Origin of the sequence: Chryseobacterium kimseyorum (assembly GCF_025971945.1) — a bacterium.
Lineage (GTDB): Bacteria > Bacteroidota > Bacteroidia > Flavobacteriales > Weeksellaceae > Chryseobacterium > Chryseobacterium kimseyorum.
Map to the genome: position 1 here is coordinate 320,796 of NZ_JAPDHW010000004.1, position 20,394 is coordinate 341,189.

Annotated in this window: 15 protein-coding genes; 9 read left to right on the forward strand and 6 right to left on the reverse strand. The window is 35.9% G+C overall.

All coding sequences use genetic code 11. The features are described from left to right. Complete coding sequence (locus tag OMO38_RS08035; RefSeq protein WP_264749684.1) at positions 1–639, forward strand: hypothetical protein; 639 nt, start codon at positions 1–3, stop codon at positions 637–639. A 30-nt stretch (positions 640–669) separates the two neighbouring features. Here the strand turns inward: OMO38_RS08035 and msrA are convergent, their stop codons facing one another. Continuing rightward, entirely contained in the window at positions 670–1,320 is a 651-nt protein-coding gene (msrA, locus tag OMO38_RS08040; protein ID WP_406567302.1) for a peptide-methionine (S)-S-oxide reductase MsrA, read from the reverse strand. A 685-nt stretch (positions 1,321–2,005) separates the two neighbouring features. On the opposite strand from msrA, the gene alaS reads away from it, so the two are divergent. Then, complete coding sequence (alaS, locus tag OMO38_RS08045) at positions 2,006–4,609, forward strand: alanine--tRNA ligase (RefSeq protein WP_264749685.1); 2,604 nt, start codon at positions 2,006–2,008, stop codon at positions 4,607–4,609. Between the two features lie 438 nt (positions 4,610–5,047). Here alaS and OMO38_RS08050 read toward each other — a convergent pair whose 3' ends face one another. Next, positions 5,048–5,314, reverse strand: a complete 267-nt coding sequence (locus OMO38_RS08050; protein WP_319804218.1) for a GIY-YIG nuclease family protein — start codon at positions 5,312–5,314, stop codon at positions 5,048–5,050. Between the two features lie 978 nt (positions 5,315–6,292). Then, a complete protein-coding gene (locus OMO38_RS08055) occupies positions 6,293–6,985 on the reverse strand; it encodes a hypothetical protein (RefSeq protein ID WP_264749686.1) in 693 nt (230 codons plus the stop codon). 194 nt (positions 6,986–7,179) lie between these two features. On the opposite strand from OMO38_RS08055, the gene OMO38_RS08060 reads away from it, so the two are divergent. Then, complete coding sequence (locus OMO38_RS08060; RefSeq protein ID WP_264749687.1) at positions 7,180–7,341, forward strand: hypothetical protein; 162 nt, start codon at positions 7,180–7,182, stop codon at positions 7,339–7,341. Positions 7,342–7,576: 235 nt separating this feature from the next. Here OMO38_RS08060 and OMO38_RS08065 read toward each other — a convergent pair whose 3' ends face one another. From OMO38_RS08065 to OMO38_RS08075, 3 genes are read right to left on the reverse strand one after another with little or no spacing between them, the layout of a single operon-like run. Next, on the reverse strand, positions 7,577–7,951 hold the full coding sequence (locus tag OMO38_RS08065) for an ASCH domain-containing protein (RefSeq protein ID WP_264749688.1): 375 nt from the start codon (positions 7,949–7,951) through the stop codon (positions 7,577–7,579). Next, entirely contained in the window at positions 7,929–9,437 is a 1,509-nt protein-coding gene (locus OMO38_RS08070; RefSeq protein WP_264749689.1) for a PIN domain-containing protein, read from the reverse strand. The genes OMO38_RS08065 and OMO38_RS08070 overlap by 23 nt, the downstream gene beginning before the upstream one ends. Next, positions 9,434–9,952 carry an ATP-binding protein gene (locus OMO38_RS08075; RefSeq protein WP_264749690.1) on the reverse strand — a complete coding sequence of 173 codons (519 nt, stop codon included), beginning with the start codon at positions 9,950–9,952 and terminating at the stop codon, positions 9,434–9,436. The genes OMO38_RS08070 and OMO38_RS08075 overlap by 4 nt, the downstream gene beginning before the upstream one ends. Before the next feature lie 687 nt (positions 9,953–10,639). Between OMO38_RS08075 and OMO38_RS08080 the strand changes: the two genes are divergently transcribed. The 6 genes from OMO38_RS08080 to OMO38_RS08105 form a co-directional block, all read left to right on the forward strand. Continuing rightward, complete coding sequence (locus OMO38_RS08080; protein ID WP_264749691.1) at positions 10,640–11,386, forward strand: hypothetical protein; 747 nt, start codon at positions 10,640–10,642, stop codon at positions 11,384–11,386. 196 nt (positions 11,387–11,582) lie between these two features. Next, positions 11,583–13,058 (forward strand): PhoX family protein, encoded by a 1,476-nt coding sequence (locus OMO38_RS08085; protein ID WP_264749692.1) that lies wholly within the window; start codon positions 11,583–11,585, stop codon positions 13,056–13,058. A 66-nt stretch (positions 13,059–13,124) separates the two neighbouring features. Beyond that, positions 13,125–14,936 carry a cytochrome-c peroxidase gene (locus OMO38_RS08090; RefSeq protein ID WP_264749693.1) on the forward strand — a complete coding sequence of 604 codons (1,812 nt, stop codon included), beginning with the start codon at positions 13,125–13,127 and terminating at the stop codon, positions 14,934–14,936. Between the two features lie 249 nt (positions 14,937–15,185). Beyond that, complete coding sequence (locus OMO38_RS08095) at positions 15,186–17,600, forward strand: hypothetical protein (protein WP_264749694.1); 2,415 nt, start codon at positions 15,186–15,188, stop codon at positions 17,598–17,600. Positions 17,601–17,689: 89 nt separating this feature from the next. Further along, a complete protein-coding gene (locus tag OMO38_RS08100) occupies positions 17,690–17,926 on the forward strand; it encodes a hypothetical protein (RefSeq protein ID WP_264749695.1) in 237 nt (78 codons plus the stop codon). 142 nt (positions 17,927–18,068) lie between these two features. Then, on the forward strand, positions 18,069–20,394 hold a 2,326-nt coding region (locus tag OMO38_RS08105), incomplete at its 3' end, for a DUF5686 family protein (RefSeq protein WP_264749696.1).

Genomic DNA, 20,394 nt, shown 5'->3' on the forward strand with positions numbered 1-20,394 from the left:
ATGATTTCAGGAAAGAAAATATACTATGTTCCGGGGTTGATAAGTGCATTATTGATTCCTGTTTTGTTTTGGTATTTTGGAAACCAACGAACTCATTCACCATTTACAATAATCGAATTAGGTATTCCTGCAAAAGTTACAGAAGAAAATTTCGCAAATAACACTTTTGAACGATTTAGAAATTGGAATTACAAAAAAATTGTAGTAAAACCCAATACTGCCATTCACAATCAGCTTTATTATAGATCAGAATTAAAAAAACTTCAGCAACAAAATATAAAGGAAACAGGTATTGAATTTGTGATTGAAGATAAAAATACCTGTCAGGATTTCATTGCTTTAATCGATGCGATGACTTTAGCAAAGCAAGAAACTTACGGAGTTGATATGGAAAAAACGGGTCATTTTTTCGCAGTTCATATTTTTAAAGATTCAAATGAAATTAAACGTGGTGATGATACTTATTATGGAAATGACTTTAATTTTTTTACTTATAAAGAAAGCGATTACTATAAAGGCTACACAAAATTCAGATATCAACTGAGCCAACTTCCAAAAGAAGCCTTTTACCTACTCTTCAGCTTCTTAATCTTCTTAAACATCTCCATATTCAGCATCAAAGAAAGATTTTCGAACTAAAAAAAGTTGCCTTCCGACAACTTTTTCGTTTTATTTTTTCGCCTTTGGCGGGTTTGCATTTTTAGCTTCTTCAAATAATCCCGGTTCGATGTGACAGTACCCTCCCGGATTTGCATTCAGGTAATCCTGATGGTAATCTTCCGCTCTGTAAAAATTTTTCAAAGTTTCGACTTCTACAACAACCGGCTTAGAATAATTTTTAGCTAATTTTTCCACTTCAGCTTTTACGATTGCTTCCGTATTTTTATCTGTGAAATAAATTCCGCTTCGGTAATTATCTCCCACATCATTTCCCTGTCTGTTCAAAGTGGTCGGATCAATTGATTTAAAATAAAGTTCAATCAGCAGTTTCAAATCTACCTCATCAGCATCATACTTCACTTTCACCGCTTCCGTAAAACCTGTAGTGTGACTCACTACTTCTTCATACGTTGGGTTTTTAGTTTTCCCGTTGGCATAGCCTACTTCAGTTCCTACTACACCTCTCACCTGCTGAAATAAATGTTCGGTTCCCCAAAAACATCCGCCTGCAAAATACACTTCTTTTACATTTCCTGCTTCCATAATTTTTTGATTTTCTTCTTTAGTTTCTGTTGGTTTTACTTTTTTGGAATCTCCACAGCTTGCTGCAAAAACAGCGATTCCAAGAAACATTCCGAGTAATATGAATATGTTTTTCATTTTTTGTTTGTTATGCTTAGTCATTTTGTTGATATCATTTTTAGAACACTTAGTTAGATGCAAATTTCACGCTATAATTAAATTTGATTTAGTTTAATTTTCAACGATCAATTCCTTTTACAGTATATACGAAAAATCTTATAAAATAGTTTGTTTTTAAATGGTTTATCATCACCCGATTTAATCATAAAACTTAATTTTAACGCAAAGCACACAAATATTTTTCAAGTACTAACTGCTTTTAAGTTACACAAAAGCGTTTCACTTATAAACACTCAAAAAGTGCTATTATTACAAATTCTGATCATCAGAGGTTTTTAGAATAACTCCTATATTAAAACATTTTAAATCATCAGAACCTTGTATTTCTTTAATAAGTGAAACGCCTCTGCCTATCCTAATTAAAGAATATTTATGTCAAAAAATCTCAATCTATCTTTGGGTTAAAATAAACGCAAGGCAAAACAGAAAGTTTAAAATACTTAGTTAAAATTAAAGGTATACAGAGGCACTTCGTTTACCTAAGAAATACAGGAGGTTTAGAATAAATACATTCAAACTTTAAAATACACTTGATAATTTTCATTAATTCACAGTAACTCTATTTCACAATCACTTAAAAATATTAAATTTGCCCATCAAAAAAAAGCCAATAGCCAAAAGCTATTAGCCAAAAGCAACCACTATGACTTCACAGGAAATAAGACAACAGTTTTTAGACTTTTTTCAATCTAAACAACACCTCATCGTTCCATCTGCACCTATCGTGTTAAAAGATGACCCTACCTTGATGTTTTCCAACTCGGGAATGACGCAGTTTAAAGATTATTTTTTAGGTTACAAAGAGCCTAAAGCCTCAAGAATTGCTGATACCCAAAAATGTCTGAGAGTTTCAGGGAAGCATAATGATTTGGATGATGTAGGCCGTGATACGTATCACCACACGATGTTTGAAATGTTGGGAAACTGGTCTTTTGGCGACTATTTTAAAAAAGAAGCCATTTCCTGGGCTTGGGAACTGCTCACAGAAGTGTACGGAATCCCGAAAGAAAATCTGTACGTTACGATTTTTGAGGGAGATGCAAAGGAAAATCTGGAAAGAGATACTGAAGCATATGATCTGTGGAAACAGTTTGTTTCTGAAGACAGAATCATCAACGGAAATAAGAAAGATAATTTCTGGGAAATGGGTGCAAGCGGACCTTGCGGACCTTGTTCAGAAATCCATGTGGACTTAAGAAGTCCCGAAGAAAAAGCTAAAATTTCAGGTTTGGAGTTGGTGAATAACGATCATCCTCAGGTTGTGGAAATCTGGAATCTCGTTTTCATGCAGTTCAACAGAAAAGCGGACGGTTCTCTTGAAAACCTTCCTGCAAGACACATCGATACCGGAATGGGCTTCGAGCGTCTTTGTATGGCTTTACAGCAAAAAGAATCCAACTACGATACTGATGTTTTCACGCCTTTGATTGCTAAGGTTGAAGAACTTTCAGGAAAAAAATATACAGGAATTTTAACCGATGAAAAAGACATCGCGATCCGTGTTGTTGTAGATCACATCAGAGCAGTTTCTTTTGCGATTGCAGACGGACAGTTACCTTCCAATGGAGGTGCCGGTTATGTAATCAGAAGAATTTTAAGAAGAGGAATTTCTTACGCTTACCGATTTTTAGACAGAAAGGAACCTTTTCTTTTTGAACTGGTGGCTGTTCTTCAAAATCAGATGGGAAAATTCTTCCCAGAGCTTGAAAAACAGGGAAAACTGGTTACTGAAGTGATTAAAAGTGAAGAAGAATCTTTCCTTAAAACCATTGAAAGTGGTTTGGTTCGTGTTGAAAAATTAATTCAGCAGACGATTGCTGATGGTGCAAAAGTTCTTCCAAGTGTAGAAGTTTTCGAACTGTATGACACCTACGGTTTCCCTGATGATTTAACGAGAATTATTGCGGAAGAAAAAGGTTTGACCATTGACGAAGGGGGTTTTGAAGCTGAAATGGCAAAGCAAAAGCAGCGTTCTAAAAAAGACTCAGCGTCTAAAGTTTACGACTGGGTAGTTTTGGAAGAAAAGCCTGAAACTTTTGTGGGTTACGACCAAATTGAAGCGGAAACGTACATTACAAGATACAGAAAAGTAGAAAATAAAGACGGCGAATTTTATCAGGTGGTATTGAGCAACTCTCCTTTCTATCCAGAAGGTGGTGGACAAATCGGTGATAAAGGGGTTCTGGAAAATGCCGTTGAAAGTCTTGAAGTTCTGGAAACTAAAAAAGAAAACGGACTGATCATTTCGCTGATCAATGGACTTCCGAAGGATGCAGGAGCAGTTTTCTATGCTAAAGTTAATGCAACAGAAAGAAAAAATTCTCAGGCCAACCACTCTGTAACGCATTTGTTACATGAAGCTTTGAGAGAAGTTCTGGGAACTCACGTTGAACAGAAAGGTTCATTTGTGGGTCCTGATTATCTGCGTTTTGATTTCTCACATTTCAGTAAAATGACGGAGGAAGAACTGGCTTTGATTGAAGAAAAAGTCAATGCTAAGATTAAAGAAAATATTGCACTTCAGGAGTTCAGAAATATTCCGATTCAGGAAGCGATAGACAAAGGTGCGATGGCACTGTTTGGAGAGAAATATGGTGACAGCGTGAGAATGATTCAGTTTGGAAGTTCGAAAGAATTGTGTGGAGGAACTCATGTAAAAAATACCAGCGAAATCGGTCATTTTAAAATCAATTCTGAAAGTTCTGTTGCGGCAGGAATCAGAAGGATTGAAGCAATTTCCGGAGACAAATCTGAAGAATATTTCAAGAGCTTGGAAAAACAGGTGGTTGAGCTTTCTCAATTGCTGAAATCAAAAGACCTTGTCAAATCGATTGAGAAATTAATCGAAGAAAATTCAGCTTTAAAATCTGAAGTTGAATCACTAAAAAAAGAAAAAGCAAAAGGTGAAATCGGAGATTGGAAAACGGCTTACGAACACAAAGGAGACAAACAGCTTTTGGTAAAGAAAACTTCTCTGGATGCAGGTTCGGTAAAAGATATCGTATTCCAACTGAAGAAAGAAATTCCGACTTCTGTTACAATCGTGTTATCAGATTACGACGGAAAACCAATGATTACTGTGGGAATTTCTGATGATTTGGCATCAAGCTATCAGGCTGGAACCATTGTGAAAGATTTAGCCAAAGAAATCCAGGGCGGTGGCGGCGGAAATCCGGGCTTTGCAACAGCAGGAGGAAAAAATCTTGATGGTCTGGAGAATGCGTACCAGAAGGCTTTGAATATTTAATAAATTCTAATTCCGCGTGGTGGTTTTATATAACAAACAATCCCTTTCAGTTTTGAAAGGGATTGTTTGTTTTCAATGACATCTCACCTAAGCCGTCCTGACGCCGTCACTTCGAGTAGGTTTTTGAAAAAAAACCGTATCGAGAAGTATTGTTTTAAGACAGGTTTTGTGCTTCGGTTCACTGGTTCTCGATACATTTTTCTCCGTTTCACTTCGAAAAACACTCGAACTGACGAGCGACTGACGAAGCCTCTTGTATCGTGTAAACGAAGCGTCACTTCGAGTAGGTTTTTGAAAAAAAACCGTATCGAGAAGCTTTTGTTTTGAAGACAGGTTTTGTGCTCCGGTTCACGGGTTCTCGATACATTTTTCTCCGCTACGCTTAAAAAACACTCGAACTGACGGGGCAACTGACGGGCGACTGACGATACAGGTAAATTACTTATCAAATTTCTTTTTCGCAAGATTTGGCAGGTCTTCATACCTTCCTTCAATTAATGCCAATTTCTTTGCCTGAGACCATTTCTTTATCTTTTTCTCAAATTCAATTGCTTGTTCAATATCCATAAACTGACAAAAGTAAACCAGCTGTAATGGACGTCTTGAGAAGGTGTAAGAACCGAAGTGTTTTCCGTCCTGATGTTCGTCAAAACGTTTGTAGACATTTTCTGTGACACCGGTGTAATAGGGGTGTTGTCGGCACAAAGTAAGATGTAGACAAATGAGGTTTGCATGATTAAACTTATTAGTACGTTAATTCAATTAGACTTGATGAAGTCACTTGGTATTTTGTAAACACGCCGTCACTTCGAGTAGATTTTGAAAAAACCGTATCGAGAAGTTTTTGTTTTGAAGACAGGTTTTGTGCTCCGGTTCACTGGTTCTCGATACATTTTTCTCCGCCGAGCGGAGAAAAACACTCGAACTGACGGACGACTGACTAAGCGTCTACCTATCTTGTAAAGACACCGTCACTTCGAGTAGGTTTTGAAAAAACCGTATCGAGAAGGTTTTGTTTTGAAGACAGGTTTTGTGCTCCGGTTCACTGGTTCTCGATACATTTTTCTCCGCCGAGCGGAGAAAAACACTCGAACTGACGGGCGACTGACGGGCGACTACCTATCTTGTAAACTCACCGTCACTTCGAGTAGGTATTGAAAAAACCGTATCGAGAAGTTTTTGTTTTCAAGACAGATTTTGTCCTTCGGTTCACTGGTTCTCGATACATTTTTCTACGCCGAGCGGAGAAAAACACTCGAACTGACGGGGCGACTGACGGGCGACTCACTAAGCGACTACCTATCTTGTAAACATACCGTCACTTCGAGTAGGTTTTGAAAAAACCGTATCGAGAAGTTTTTGTTTTGAAGACAAATCTTGTCCTTCGGTTCACTGGTTCTCGATACATTTTTCTTCGCCGAGCGGAGAAAAACACTCGAACTGACGGGCGACTGACGGGCGACTACCTATCTTGTAAACTCACCGTCACTTCGAGTAGGTATTGAAAAAACCGTATCGAGAAGTTTTTGTTTTCAAGACAGATTTTGTGCTCCGGTTCACTGGTTCTCGATACATCCCGATTTCATCGGGACACTCGAACTGACGGACGACTGACGAGGCTTGTTGTAACGTGCCAACCTGGCGTCACTTCGAGTAGGTTTTGAAAAAACCGTATCGAGAAGTTTACACCGGATTGGCAGGCGCATCTTCCGGCAGGCCGCTTGGGGTGTCGTAGATGATGTAGTCGTTGTATTTGGCTTCGTTGGTTTCGTAAAAAATATCCTGACCGGTGCCGGCGTATTTAGTGAGCAGTTGGTAGAGTTTGTTGAGGGCTTCTACACGGGCTTCTGCGGCTACATCACGGTCGGAAACGCCTTGAGCCTGTGCATCGATGGCAACATCCAAAACTTCACGCTGGGTGATCAGGGTATTGATTTTATCTGAGGTCAGACCTTCGTCAGCAAGTTGGGGAAGATATTTTTCTGCCGTCACACTCATCATTTTGGCAATGCGCACCACCTCGGCATCGCTGAGCTGACTGATTGCTGCATTTCCGAATTCCTTGTATTTGGCACTGTAGAGTCCGAAAACATTTTCTGCCATCTTAAAAATACTGCGCATCGATTTTTCCAGGGCTTTTCTGGCGGCATCTTTCTGTTCGGTGAGATCCATTTTGATGGATTCCAGCTGTTCATCGCTTGGGAAATTGTCTACCGCGGTTCGGGCTGTGGTCAGTTCGGTCTTTTTGTCGGCGTTATAGCCACGGTCTGTAAATTCGGTGATGTCTCTGTCGATCAAAGCGATCATTTCATCTGCCTTTTGTTTCAGTACGGAGTCTGCTAATCTGAAAGTACGTACTACCTGTTCTTTTTTCATAATAAAATAATTTTTTGTGTTTAAAAATGGGTTTGAAGTCTATTTTTGCTTGTCTGATGAATCTCTCTACTTTTCGGAAACGCCCGTAAAGTATTGAAATATAATAAATTGTACTTGATTGCCTCTTCGAACTGCTTGATTGCCTCTTCGGAGTGGTTGATTGTCTCTTCGGAATGGTTGATTGCTTCTTCGAAATGCTTGATTTCCTTTACGAAGCACTTGAACGCCTCTACGAAGTGGTTGATTACGTCAACGGAATGCCTGAATGCCCTTTCGAAGGGGTTGAAGCGGTCTTCGAAATGCCTGAACGGTCAGACGGAACGGTTTACCGTTTTTTAAGATGGGAAATGGGTTGAAAATTGTTGGGTTGGATTTTGGAACCGGGATTGCCGGAAGCCTGCGCATACAATGCGGGATTATTTCTTACTATCATCATTTTGTTTTTTGTTGTTCTTAAAACAAATATAAAAATATTTTTGCTTAGTATGGGATTGGGATTTTATTTTTTCTAAAATGGGAAAACCTCGCGGAGGGCGAGGTTTTTATTTTCTGATAATTTAAATTATTTTAAAACTAATGTTACAGGAAAGTTTACTTATCTGTGTACGAAAACGATTGTGGAGCAGTTATTCCATACTTTTCCATAATATTGTATGTCTCGTTATATCTTTTGAAATTTTTAATTTTAATGGCATATCCTTTTTCTTTATCAGCAAAATATTCGTCAAAAAAGCTTTTTTCAACAGCTGCAAACTCTTTTGTCTTTTTCCACAGTGTTGTAACTTCTTCATGGATGATCCCATCAACTTCAAATTCTCCAATTATTCTGCTAATAGGAGATGAAGCATATATAATAACTGTTTTTATATTTGGAACTCTAAATATAGATTTCCTAAGTTCATACGTTTTCTCTCCTGTTAGGATTTTTTCTGCATAGTATGGCTTAATTGACAATATAACTTTCATTGGCTCTTGCTTCTTTTAAAAATTCTTCAAATTTACTCTTTTCAATTTGAACAAAACCTCTTGGCACATCATTAATTGATTTAATAACACCTAACTCAATTAACCTTAACAAATTAACTTTTGGTTTTGGAAGAGAATCTACATACAAAAAATTAACAATAAATGGTCTATTATTCTTATTGTAATTCCACCACTTTTTTAATTCATCATCATCAAAGACACTTCTTTTCCTGCACAATCTAACAAATTCTTCTTCATTTGCGATACTTAATATTGTGTTTTCAACTACACCAATTGTAGAAATCACGCCAGCGTATTTTCCACCAGTTCTATAAAATAAAATTATATCTCCAGATCTCAAATTCCTTGTATATGATCTTGAAATATATACTTTTTTCAATGCGTTTCTATGCGGTTCATTTTCTACATAATCTTGCGGAGATTCATTGTTCAGTATCGAATCGGGAAATAGTTCTGTATGATAATCAGGCCAGATTGGATTAATAAAAATTCTTGAATTTCTATCAATATATGGAAAACATTCTCTCGGATTGGATGTAATAGATCTAGAAAAGTCTCGAACAAAAACACTTTCTACTCCGTTCTTAGTACTTTTAATTCCCCACTTTTTAAAGCCCCACTCATCCAAAAGACTTACAAGCCTTTGTTGTTCTTCTCTTTTTTCAAAAATAGTTACATAAATTTCGTCAACGTTATTTGCTAATGCATTATCAAAAATTACTTTTAAAAATCTTTCTCCTAATTTATAACCAGTTGAGGTAACCTTGAATGTTCCAATTTTTAATCTTTTTTTTGATTCAAAAGCAGGAGTGATATCAGCGTAATTTTCATTAGCATTTTCTACTTTTAAAAACAAAAAAGCTTTTACCTTACCTTCTACTAAACATACATAGGATTCTTTGTCAGATTTTGAATTAAACCAACTTTCAAATTCTGCATAGTCTTCTTTGAATGAATTGAAAAATTGATCATTAAGATCAATATTTCCAAAATATTCTTTCTTGACTGAGAGAACTTTATAATCGGATAAATCAGGATTTTCGAATACTAATTTTTCAATGAAAGAATCTATTTTATAGACTTTATCTGCAATTCCAAGCACCTTTGCTTTTCTATGAATTCCTTTATCTTCAGTAATTAGATAATTCACTCTGCCACTTGCTAGCTCATTTAAAATTGAAGTATCATTAGAATCATTGGTTGATTTATCATTTAGCCTTAAAGATTTAATTGCATCAGAATCCTGAGATATGGTTTTAAGCACATTGTAATTTGCAATTTTTACTTTCATTGTATTAACTACGTCGGCATCTTGATATGTAGAAATTTCATCTACAGAAACCGGATGTACACATTTTTCAAAATGCATTTTGTCAAGCCAGTTAAATAATAGTCCGATATCTTGATTGTAAATCTTGCTGGCTTCTCTATGCACAATTATATTTGTATCTAAAAGTATTCTCATCTCAAAAAATTTAAAGTATTATCAATATCAAATTCCTCACTGTTTATAAGGTGAAGTGGTGATCCTAAAACATGGCTTATTTCTTTAGAAAATTCAATTTCTAAATTTTGAAATTTTTCAATTAATTCAATACTATAGTTCATATTATCTCTATTTGCAAGTCGTTCTCTAATCAATTCTGGGTTTGCAGTCACAAGTATAAGCTTAACTGGGGCAATATCTAGGAAAGTTTTAATTGGTATTTTTTCTGGGATTCTATCTTTATTAAGAAGACAAAAGTGTCCATCTAATAAATATTTATTTTTATCACTAACTATGTTTTTTAAATTATCTATTAAACGATTTTGAGTGTCGCTAATATTCTTCACTATCTTTTCATTTTTATTACTTATTTCATTCCATTTTAAAACTTGACTTGCTGTTAAATGTACTAGGTTAGACTTACCTGTTATCTCTTCACAAATTCTGCCTTTGCCGCTTCCGTGAATTCCTCCAATAAATATTATACTTTTCAATTTGTGTTTTTTAGATTTTTAAAATTGAGATATTTGATATTTGTTAAAAATAATAAATTACTTAGTTATTTTAAAACATTAATTCAATTAACTATGAAATTAATAAAAAAAATAAAATTGAACTGAATTTTTACAAAATCAAACCATTCAAAAAACTATCAACTTTTCTATTTCTCTCAAAACGCAACATAAATTTTCTAATTTCTATTAATGAATGACAATATTTGAATCTCATAAAAGCTTACAAATCCTTTAAATCTCTTAAATAAATCTCCATTTATCCTCACAACGAGAATTGAAAAACCTAATAATCATCTGTAATAAAAGCAAATACAGCCCATTATATTTTTAACAAAAGATTATATTTTCTGTTACTTATTTTCGTAATACAATCGTTTTGATTGTAATGAAAGCTTTCAAACATCTGTGCAAATCTGTGCGATCTGTGGGAAAACATTCTTTACTTGTTTAAATGCTCATAGTTCACAACGTTACAGATTGTTTACCAGTCGCTTTGTCATTCCGTAGGAATCTCAACAATGCTTTATTAGTCTGTTTAGATTCCAGCGGAATGACAAACGAGCTGCTTTCAATTGACTTATTACTAATCAAAAATATTTAGAAAAATCTTCAGGAGAAGTCAAATGGTTTCTGTTTTGTTCTTATCTTTTCCTAAAATATTATTTTATGAAAAAAGTACTTTTTATTCTAATGGCTTCACTGCTGTTAATGTCTTGTAAGAGTGAAAAAGACAAGACTCAGGAATTTGTGGATATGTATAACCGTTCTTCGGGGATGATCGCCAACAACAAAATTAAATCGACCAAGGCTACAACTTCCAGTCCGGATCAGGTTGATATTTCTGTAGACACCGACTATGATGGCAGCGGAATGGAAAGCGACCTTGTAACCGGGGCTCTTCCCGATCTTATCGCACAGGCCATCAGAAGCGAAAAAGTGGGGCAGGAACTTTTTGACAGAGGCGTGAAGTTTAATGTGAAAGTGTATGGACTGAATTCCAAAGTGATTTTAGATAAAACCATCGACAATAAAACTGTAGCAAAAGATGTCAACTTTAAATCAATCGCTGCAGGAGACAAACCCAACAATGCGCAACTGAACAGTATTCTTGAATCATTCAACAAAAATCTACCGATTGAGGATCCTTCAACGGGAACAAAAATCACAAGTATTAAAGCGGATGCAGAAAATAATCTGGTGTATACCTGTGAAGTTCCTGACAGTTTCAAAAAAGCACTGGCAATAGCAGGAACAGAAAAAGCAATGAAAGATGCCATGCTGCAGTCCGGACAGATTAAGCAGGTCTTTAGTCAGACTTCTGCGCTGGGAATTAACCACATTAAATATCTGTACACCGATAAAACTGGAAAGGTATTAAAAGAAATCACCATCACTAAAGAAGAAGCAATGTAATACAGCTTCCATCTAAAATACACAGGTCCCGAAAGTTTTCGGGACTTTTTTATTTTGACTGATTCTAATTATTGAAGTTCCCGTAACAATGTGAACTGAATCCTATATTAAAGTTAATTTTTTTGTGTTCTCGCCGTAAACTTAAGTTCATACTAGACTCATAGTTTTGTCACAACCTAAAACTATAGAAAGTATTATGAAAATTTCTCAATCTATTGCTGTATTATTTTTATCAGCAGCGGCATTTACGAGTTGTAATGACGATAAAGACAACACCGAGAATGCGGTAAATGAAAACATTAAACTTGAAAATTTCTCAAAAGAGCCAGCTTTCGCATTTGGAATGCCAGGTTTTGAAGATATGCAAATCACGACTCTGATCTCCAGTTCAGATGTGTTGCCGGGAAGTCCAAACTTTGTATTTGCAGGTCAGCCGGACGGAATGGGAATTATGAAAGATCCTGCATCTGACGGATATCTGATGTTAACGAATCATGAAATCACACAGTCGGTTTCAAGAGTTTATTTAGATAGAACATTTAAACCTGTAAAAGGAGAATATATTCTAAACGGAATCGGTGGCATGACAAGATTGTGTTCTGCTACTTTGGCAACGCCTCAGGAACATGGTTTCAGTGCATTTCTAACGGCAGGAGAATCTGGCGAAGAAAGTATGGTACACGCCATCAACCCTATGGCAGCAGCTGCACAGGCTTCTGACCAGACCAGAGTAAAACCCGCACTGGGAAAAGCTTCTATGGAAAATGCAGTTCCGCTACCTAAAGATGTTTCTAACGGAAAATCTTATATCTTAATCGGGGAAGACCAGTCCTACTCTACTTCTCACCAATCTGCAGGTCAGCTGATCATGTATGTTGCCAATACACCGGGAGATCTTGACAATGGAAAACTGTATTCATTAAAAAGAACCAACAACAATACCACGGAAACCAATATGACCAAAGGTTCTCAGTATGATGTGGAATTTGTAGAAATCACCAATGCTAAAAACCTTACAGGAGCTCAGATCAATCAGAAAAATTTAGATATTAATGCAATCCGTTTTTCGAGAGTTGAAGATGTAGATTACAGAAAAGGTGCAGGAAAAGGAAGAGAAATTTATTTTACAGCAACCGGAGAATCTTCAGACGGTGTGAATCCTAAACCGGGATTGACAATGTGGGGAAGAGTTTACAAACTGGTTCTCAATGAAAGCAATATGCTGACAGGAAAACTGGAAGTTGTGGCTGAAGGAGATTCTAACCCCGGAAACAACCTGATCAACCCGGACAACCTTTGTGTGACAGAAAATTTCGTTTATATTCAGGAAGACGGCGATTCTTATTACCCTGCTGCAACGCACGATTCTTACATCTGGCAGCTGAACATCAGCACGAAGCAGTACAAACCGTGGTTAAACATGAAACATGACAGAAACAATCCAGCGTGGCAGACTGCGTACAACCAATCCGGAACTTTAAACAAATTCGGTTCATGGGAATATGGAGCAATGATCGATGTTTCTGATATCATCGGGGTTCCAAATACTTTTGCTGTGAATATTCACTCTCATACGTGGCAGAAAGATGCTTTCAAAAATGCTGACGGCGCCGGCGTGAATACTAACAAAGAAGGCGGGCAGATCATTCTGATCAGAAACGTTCAAAAATAATTTTTATAACCATTAATTAAGCAAAGTATCAGTAGAGTTTTCTCTATTGATGCTTTTTTATAAACAATGAAATTTATTCTCAAATATCCTCTCGCCATCTTTCTTATTATTACGTTTATCTTTTTTGGAATTTTACAGTGTCAGACCGATCAAAAGCCAATCGTGAATGACCTGACTGCTGTAAAAAAGGAAATTTTTAAAAATAATCTTGAATTTCTCAGGCAGACCAATGAACTGATGGATCTGGTTTCAAAAGATGCTGAAAGTAAAATTCTTCAGGAGAAATTTCAGCAGCTCAGAAAAACCTACAAAAAAATGGAATGGGCAGTGGAATATTTCCTTCCCAACACGGCCAGATTTATGAATGGCCCGGCTCTTCCGGAAATCGAAATGGAAGAGCACACCGAAATTGAACCCGAAGGTCTTCAGGTGATCGAGGAAATGATTTATCCGTATGAAAAACAGAACAGAGAAGAACTGATCAGAATTTTAAAAAAGCTCACCAATAAAAGCAATACCATTAAAGCTAACTTTTTGGTAATTACGATCAGCAAAGATCAGGTTTTTGACGCGTTGAGACAGCAGGTTTTCAGAATTTCAAGTTTGGGAATTGCGGGTTTTGACACTCCGATTTCAGGAACATTTTTAGAAGAAATGCCTTTTGCATTAGAAGGTGTAAGATGGACTTTAGAACAGATTTCGACAGAAAAATCTCAACAGAAATCTTTAAAACAAATCGTCAGTGAAATCGTTACTGCCAGTGGAATTTTAAAGAAAAACCCAGATAAAAACACTTTCGATTATATTAATTTTATTCCCAATCATTTAAATAAAATCTCGTCACTGCTTCTTCAGTTTAAAAAAGAAGAAAATATTCCGGATGTTGAAGTGACTTCGGCTCTACATAAAAATGCGTCAACTTTTTTTTCTAAAGACGCTTTCAATCCCAACGCGTTTGTTCCCGGTAAAGAATATGAGATGTCACCTGAAAAAGTAAGTTTGGGAAAACAGCTTTTCAGTGATAAAATATTGTCCAACAGCAATTCAAGAAGCTGTGGAACCTGTCACATTGCTGAAAAAGCGTTCACCGACGGTTTAGAAAAATCGATGTCACTGGAGAATGTGGCTCTGCAGAGAAATACACCATCGCTGAACTACTCTGCTTTTCAACACGGTCAGTTTTGGGATATGAGAAAAGATGATCTTGAAGGGCAAAGTTCTGATGTGATCACCAATAAAAAGGAAATGCACGGCGATATGAATGCGATTATTGCCAAAATAAATCTTGATAAAAAATACCAAAAAGACTTCGAGAAAATTTACAAAACAAAAAAGACCGAAGTCTGGCAACTGCAGAATGTTTTGGCAAGTTACATCCGTTCTTTAGCGGCTTTCAGTTCAGATTTTGATGAATATATGAGGGGAAACAAATCTGCGATGACGGAAAAACAGAAAAAAGGCTTTAATCTGTTTGTAGGGAAAGCACAGTGTGCGATCTGTCATTTTGTTCCATTGTTCAATGGAACAGTTCCACCCAATTTTAATAAAACCGAACAGGAAGTTTTGGGTGTTGCAGAAAATGCTTCAAACAGAAAGACCGACCAGGATTTAGGCAGAGGAAAATTTCATGAGACGGTGGCTTTTCTTCAGAATTCATTTAAAACTCCTACGCTCAGAAACATCAGTAAAACGGCTCCTTACATGCACAACGGCGGTTATAAAACGTTGAAAGAAGTTGTGAATTTTTATAACAAAGGTGGCGGAAATGGATTAGGATTAAAAGTGGACAATCAAACGCTTTCAGATGCAAAATTAAATTTAAGCGAAAAAGAAATTGATGAAATTATTGATTTTATGACTGCTTTGAATGATCAATAATTTTCTTTAACCGCAAAAGATTCAAAAGAAATGATCACGGAAATCATAACAAAAGAATTACAATATGTAGAACCTCTAACCTACCATTTTGTCAGCCTCTGAATAGCTAATTGATTCTTAAAGTATTTGTTTTTTTTGCAGTTAAAAATTTAATCTCTCATTATTTACAGTAAAACTGAATTCCAAAACTTCGTTTCAAAAACTTTCTTACCCAAAGAAATATCAGTAATTTTGTGGTAGATTTTTTTCATGAAAAAGGGGCTTATTTTTTTATTTCTGTTGATGTTTGTTTTTGGTTTTTCGCAATCAAAACTCACAGTAATTAATGAAGCCAACGGTACTCCAATTCCGGACGCAATTATCTCATGTAGTGATAAAATTCTTGGGAAAACAAATGAAAATGGGTTTTTAGAATTTAAATCTAAATGCAAAAGCATACAGATTAAAGCCAGTAATTATTTCAAGGAAAGCGCACTGGTCGAAGATGAAATGACCGTTACTTTAATTAACAGTTCGTCAAAAACGCAGTCGATAGAAACTGTCATTTTAGAAGATAAAAGCGATCCGCAGGCGCTGGAAATTTTACGAAAAGTCAATCAGTTTTTCAACAGCAATTCTCCACGCAGTTTAGATTCTTACACTTATAAATCTTACGACAAAATCTCTTTAGATATAGATCAGGACAGCATCTCTGCGTATACAGAAATTTTCAACAGCGATTTTAATCTTTTCAGAAAGCAAAAAACCAAAGATTCTATGAACGATGTTTCGGCCAGGAGAATCTTTTCTAAAAGCAAACTGTTTCTCTGGGAACGTGCTCAGGAATATTTATATTCAAAAAAGTACGGTGAAAAAGTGAATATTCTCGACAACCGTATCTCAGGTTTGAAGCAACCTATTTATGAATTAATTGCCCTGCAGGGAAACAGAGATAAAATTCCGGAACAGATTAAGCCTGAAAACCGCGGTCTGTACAGATTTTACCTCACCGATTCTATTGAAGTGGAAGGCAGAAAAAACTTTGTGATCCGCTTCCGTGAAGTGAGTTACAAAAAATCGGTAAAACGCAGAAAGTTCAATGGCTATTTATATATCGATACTGATACCTACGGAATCAAAAAAATAGAAAGCATCAGTAAAGATAAAAACGAGGGAAACATCTCAAGTACCTGGACCTTTTTTAACAACAGATGGTTTCTGTCCGAAGAAAGTGTAAAGCTGAGAATGAGCCGAATGATGATGAATACTGCTGATGCAGAAAACGATCCTGAAAATCAGCAGAAAAAACATAAGAAAAGCTTCGGAACGTACGCATATCTGAGTTCGAAATATTTTGATTATGAATCGCCCATTGAAGAAGATCAAAAAGACTTCAGAGGCTATACTTTTACCGTAAAGAATGCGGACGGGAAAACGCTGCAAAAATACAGAACCGAACCTTTATCTGAGCGTGAAAAAAATACCTACTTCGTCATCGACAGTTTGGGAAAAAAATATAACGTTGACCGTAAAGCAAGAATTTTAACAGGCTTAATCAACGGACAGGTGCGTGTAGGAAGTTTCGATTTTGATATTGGCGAAATTGTCAATTATAACTTATACGAAGGTTTCAGATTAGGTTTGAAAGGAAAACTGAACGAGAATTTCAATCCTTACTTCTCACCGGATTATTATTTTGCATACGGTTTGGGAGACGATAAACTGAAGTATGGAATCGGGCTTGACATTAAAACCACCCTCGATAAAAACTCATTTTTCAGAATTGAATATTATGATGATGTAAATTCTTCAGGAGAATTTTACCGCAGACTCTGGACTTTCCGAATGCGGATGATGAACTACGGAAATAATATCAATAACGATAAATATTACCGCTACGAAGGTGCTTCTGTATCTTATCTCAATGACGTCACCAATGGATTAACGTTGGCTTTTGCTGCAAGACGAAATACAGAGGAAGCAAAGTTTGACTATAATTTCCGAAATGGTGGGGCAAGTTTTGAAAACTTCAACACCCTAGTTACGCTGAAATATTCTCCCAACTCAACCAACATTATGACGCCTCAGGGAAAATCTCTGATTGACCAAAAATATCCTGAGCTCTATTTTAATTTTGAACAGAGTTTTAAAGCACTGGGCGGAGATTTCAATTATACCCGTTTCGACGCTTTGTTTGTACAGAATTTCAAAACCGGTTTGGGAACCACAGGTCTCAGATTATATGGCGGATTGGTTTTGGGAGAAGCTCCCATCTGGAAACATTTTACAATGAACGGTCTGGCGTCGCCAAGTCGGGATATTAATTTCAACCTTACTTCCTATCTGGGATTTGCCACACTGGAAGGTGGAAAATTTTATAATGACCGGTTTGTCGCGTATTATTTAACGCATAAACTGCCTTGGTATTTTAAAAGTATCGGACAGAATGTTTCAAGTTTTGATTTTGTTTTGAGAGGAACGATCGGTGATATGAAGCATCCCGAATATCATGATTTCAGATTCAGAAAACTAGATCATCTGTATCAGGAGGTTGGAGTGGAATGGAATAATTTCCTTTCTTCGTACTTTAATTTAGGTGTTTTCTACAGAGTAGGATATTATACAACTTACAGTTTTAAACAGAATTTTGCCTTTCAGTTTAAATTAAAACTATTGGAGTTTTAATTCCCTTCTTTCGGGGAATGTCAAAAAATTAAATATTATTTTTGACGGAGTGTTTTTAAAATAAATGAAAATTATTTAGAAGAAAATCAATGAAAAAAATAGAAATAAAAGCAGAACAGTTTTTCGAATTACTGAGATTAAAAGATACTTCCATGTGGGCAATTTTCTCACAGATGATCGATGGTGAAGAAAAAGAAATGATTTTCTTAGACAACGAAAACAAAATTTTATTCAACTATATTTTACCCGATAATCAGGAGAAACTGGAAGAAGACAGAATAAAATTCTCTAAAGAATTTGCTGAAAAACAGGCTCATCTCAACTGATAATTAAATTACATTAAGAATTTTTAACATCTGCGGCACTTTATTTGCCATAGCTGATTTAATTGTCACAATTTTCGATTTGATAAAAATCTGAATAGAAAGTCAATACCAGCCAATCAAATTTAATTGTTAGAAATTCTTTATGAAAAAATTGTATTTCCTGCTGTTATCATTCGGATACATCAGCACTTTCTCACAGTCGAAAATCGTCGTTAAAAATTCCGGAGATCAGTCTGTGATTTCTAATGCTTCGGTGACCTGTGATAACAAATTGATAGGAAAGACCGACGCTTCCGGCACACTTAATTTTAGAACAAAATGTAAAAAAGTAGAAGTTTCTGCGAGAGGTTTTTTCGAAGATGACGTTGTGGTTGACAAAGTGATGGAAGTTTTTTTATCGAAAGCTGATTCTAAAACTCAAAATATTCAGACGGTAATCCTTGAAGATAAAAGTGATCCAAGAGCTCTGGAAATCCTCAGAAAAATCAATGATAATTACAAGCAGAATTCTCCATTAAGCCTTGATTCCTATTCATTTAAATCTTACGAAAAAATTTCTTTAGATTTTGATGAAGACAGCATTAAAGCCTACAATGCGTACATTGCTAACAGAATTGATTCTTTAAAAAGTCTTCCACAACAGCCGATGAAAGCTCAGGAAAGAAAAGATTCTCTGGAATCTGTGAACTTGATGAAACTGGTCGGGAAAAGCAAAATGTTTTTGTGGGAACGGGCTTCTCAAAGTTTGTATTCTAAAAAATACGGTGAGAAAACCAATATTTTAGATAATAAAATTGCAGGTTTAAAAGAACCTATCTATGAATTAATGGCTTTCCGTTCGAACAGAAATGTTGTTCCGAAAGAGATTAAAGAAGAAAACAGAAACCTTTATAGATTCTTCCTGACCGATTCTATTGAAATTGACGGAAGAGAAAATTACGTAATCCGTTTTCGTCAGGTTGATTACAAAGAGGCGGTGAATAAAAGAAAATTCAATGGTTACCTGTATGTAGACAAAGAAACCTACGCTTTGAAAAAAATCGAAAGCAACAGTAAGATTAAAAGCGAAGGAAGCATTACCAGCATCTGGAAGCCGATCGAAAATAAATGGTTTTTGGTAAACGAAAACTATAAAATTAAAATGGGTTCCACTTCTTTTGATAATGATGATAATTCGGAGAAAAAACGAACCAAGGAAGAAAAAGAGGCAGATAAAAACAACAGAAAGAAATTTGGAAGTTATGCTTTCGCCACTGCAGATTATTTTGATTTTAAAACACCAATTGAAGAAAAACCGCAGGATTTCAAAGGCTACACAATTGATGTGAAAAATTCTGACGGGAATCTGATTGATCAGTACAGAACAGAAAACCTGACAGACCGTGAAGCGACAACGTATACTAAAATAGATAGTTTAAGCAGCAAATATAAGCTTGACCAAAAAGCAAAAGCTTTAACAGGTTTATTAAAAGGAAAAATCCGCATAGGAATTGTTGATTTTGATTTGGCGAGATTGATTGGTTACAATAAATATGAGCACTTCCGTTTCGGAGCCGGTGCAAAGCTGAATGAAAAGTTTAATAAATATATTTCTCCAGACGCTTATTTCGCTTACGGAATTTATGACAAAGACTTTAAATTCGGAGCCGGCGTTGATATTCGAACGACTTTAAATAAGAATTCGTTTTTCCGTGTGGAATATTTCAATGATGTCATGGCGGCCGGACGTTTCTCGGAAAATTTGTGGAATTTCAGAATGAAAATAATGAACTCCGGAGTTGCACTGAACAACGGTGTTTTCTATGGCTATGAAGGTTTTAAAGTTAGTTATGAGAATGACATTACCAATGGATTAACGGTGAATGTTTCGGCTAAAAAAACTCAGGAAGAATCTAAATTTGCTTACAGCTATAAAGGTTTGGGAAATCAGTTTGATATTGCTTCATCAACGATTACTTTAAAATATTCTCCAAACTCAAAGAATATTATGACGCCAACCGGAAAATACACCTATGAGCAAAATCTTCCGGAACTTTACTTAAATTATGAGCAGGGGTTCAAAACTTTAGACGGAGATTTTAATTTCAGCAGATTTGATGCACTTTTTGTTCATAACTTCAAAACAAAATTAGGAGTTACCGGAATCAGAGCTTACGGTGGAATTATTACCGGTGAAGCTCCGATCTGGAAAAATTTCACCATGAACGGTTTAGGGAACGGACACGGCGGACTGAACTTCAACCTGACATCCTATCTTGGCTTCGCTACCATGGAAGGAGGTAAATATTACAACGACAAATTTGTTGGTGCGTATCTTACGCATAAACTGCCTTGGTATTTTAAAAGTTTTGGAAAAAATGTATCAAGTTTTGATTTTATCTACAGAGGAACCATTGGGGATATGAAAAATAAAGAATTTCACCAGTTTGAATTTGAAAAGCTTGATCATTTATATAATGAATTAGGTT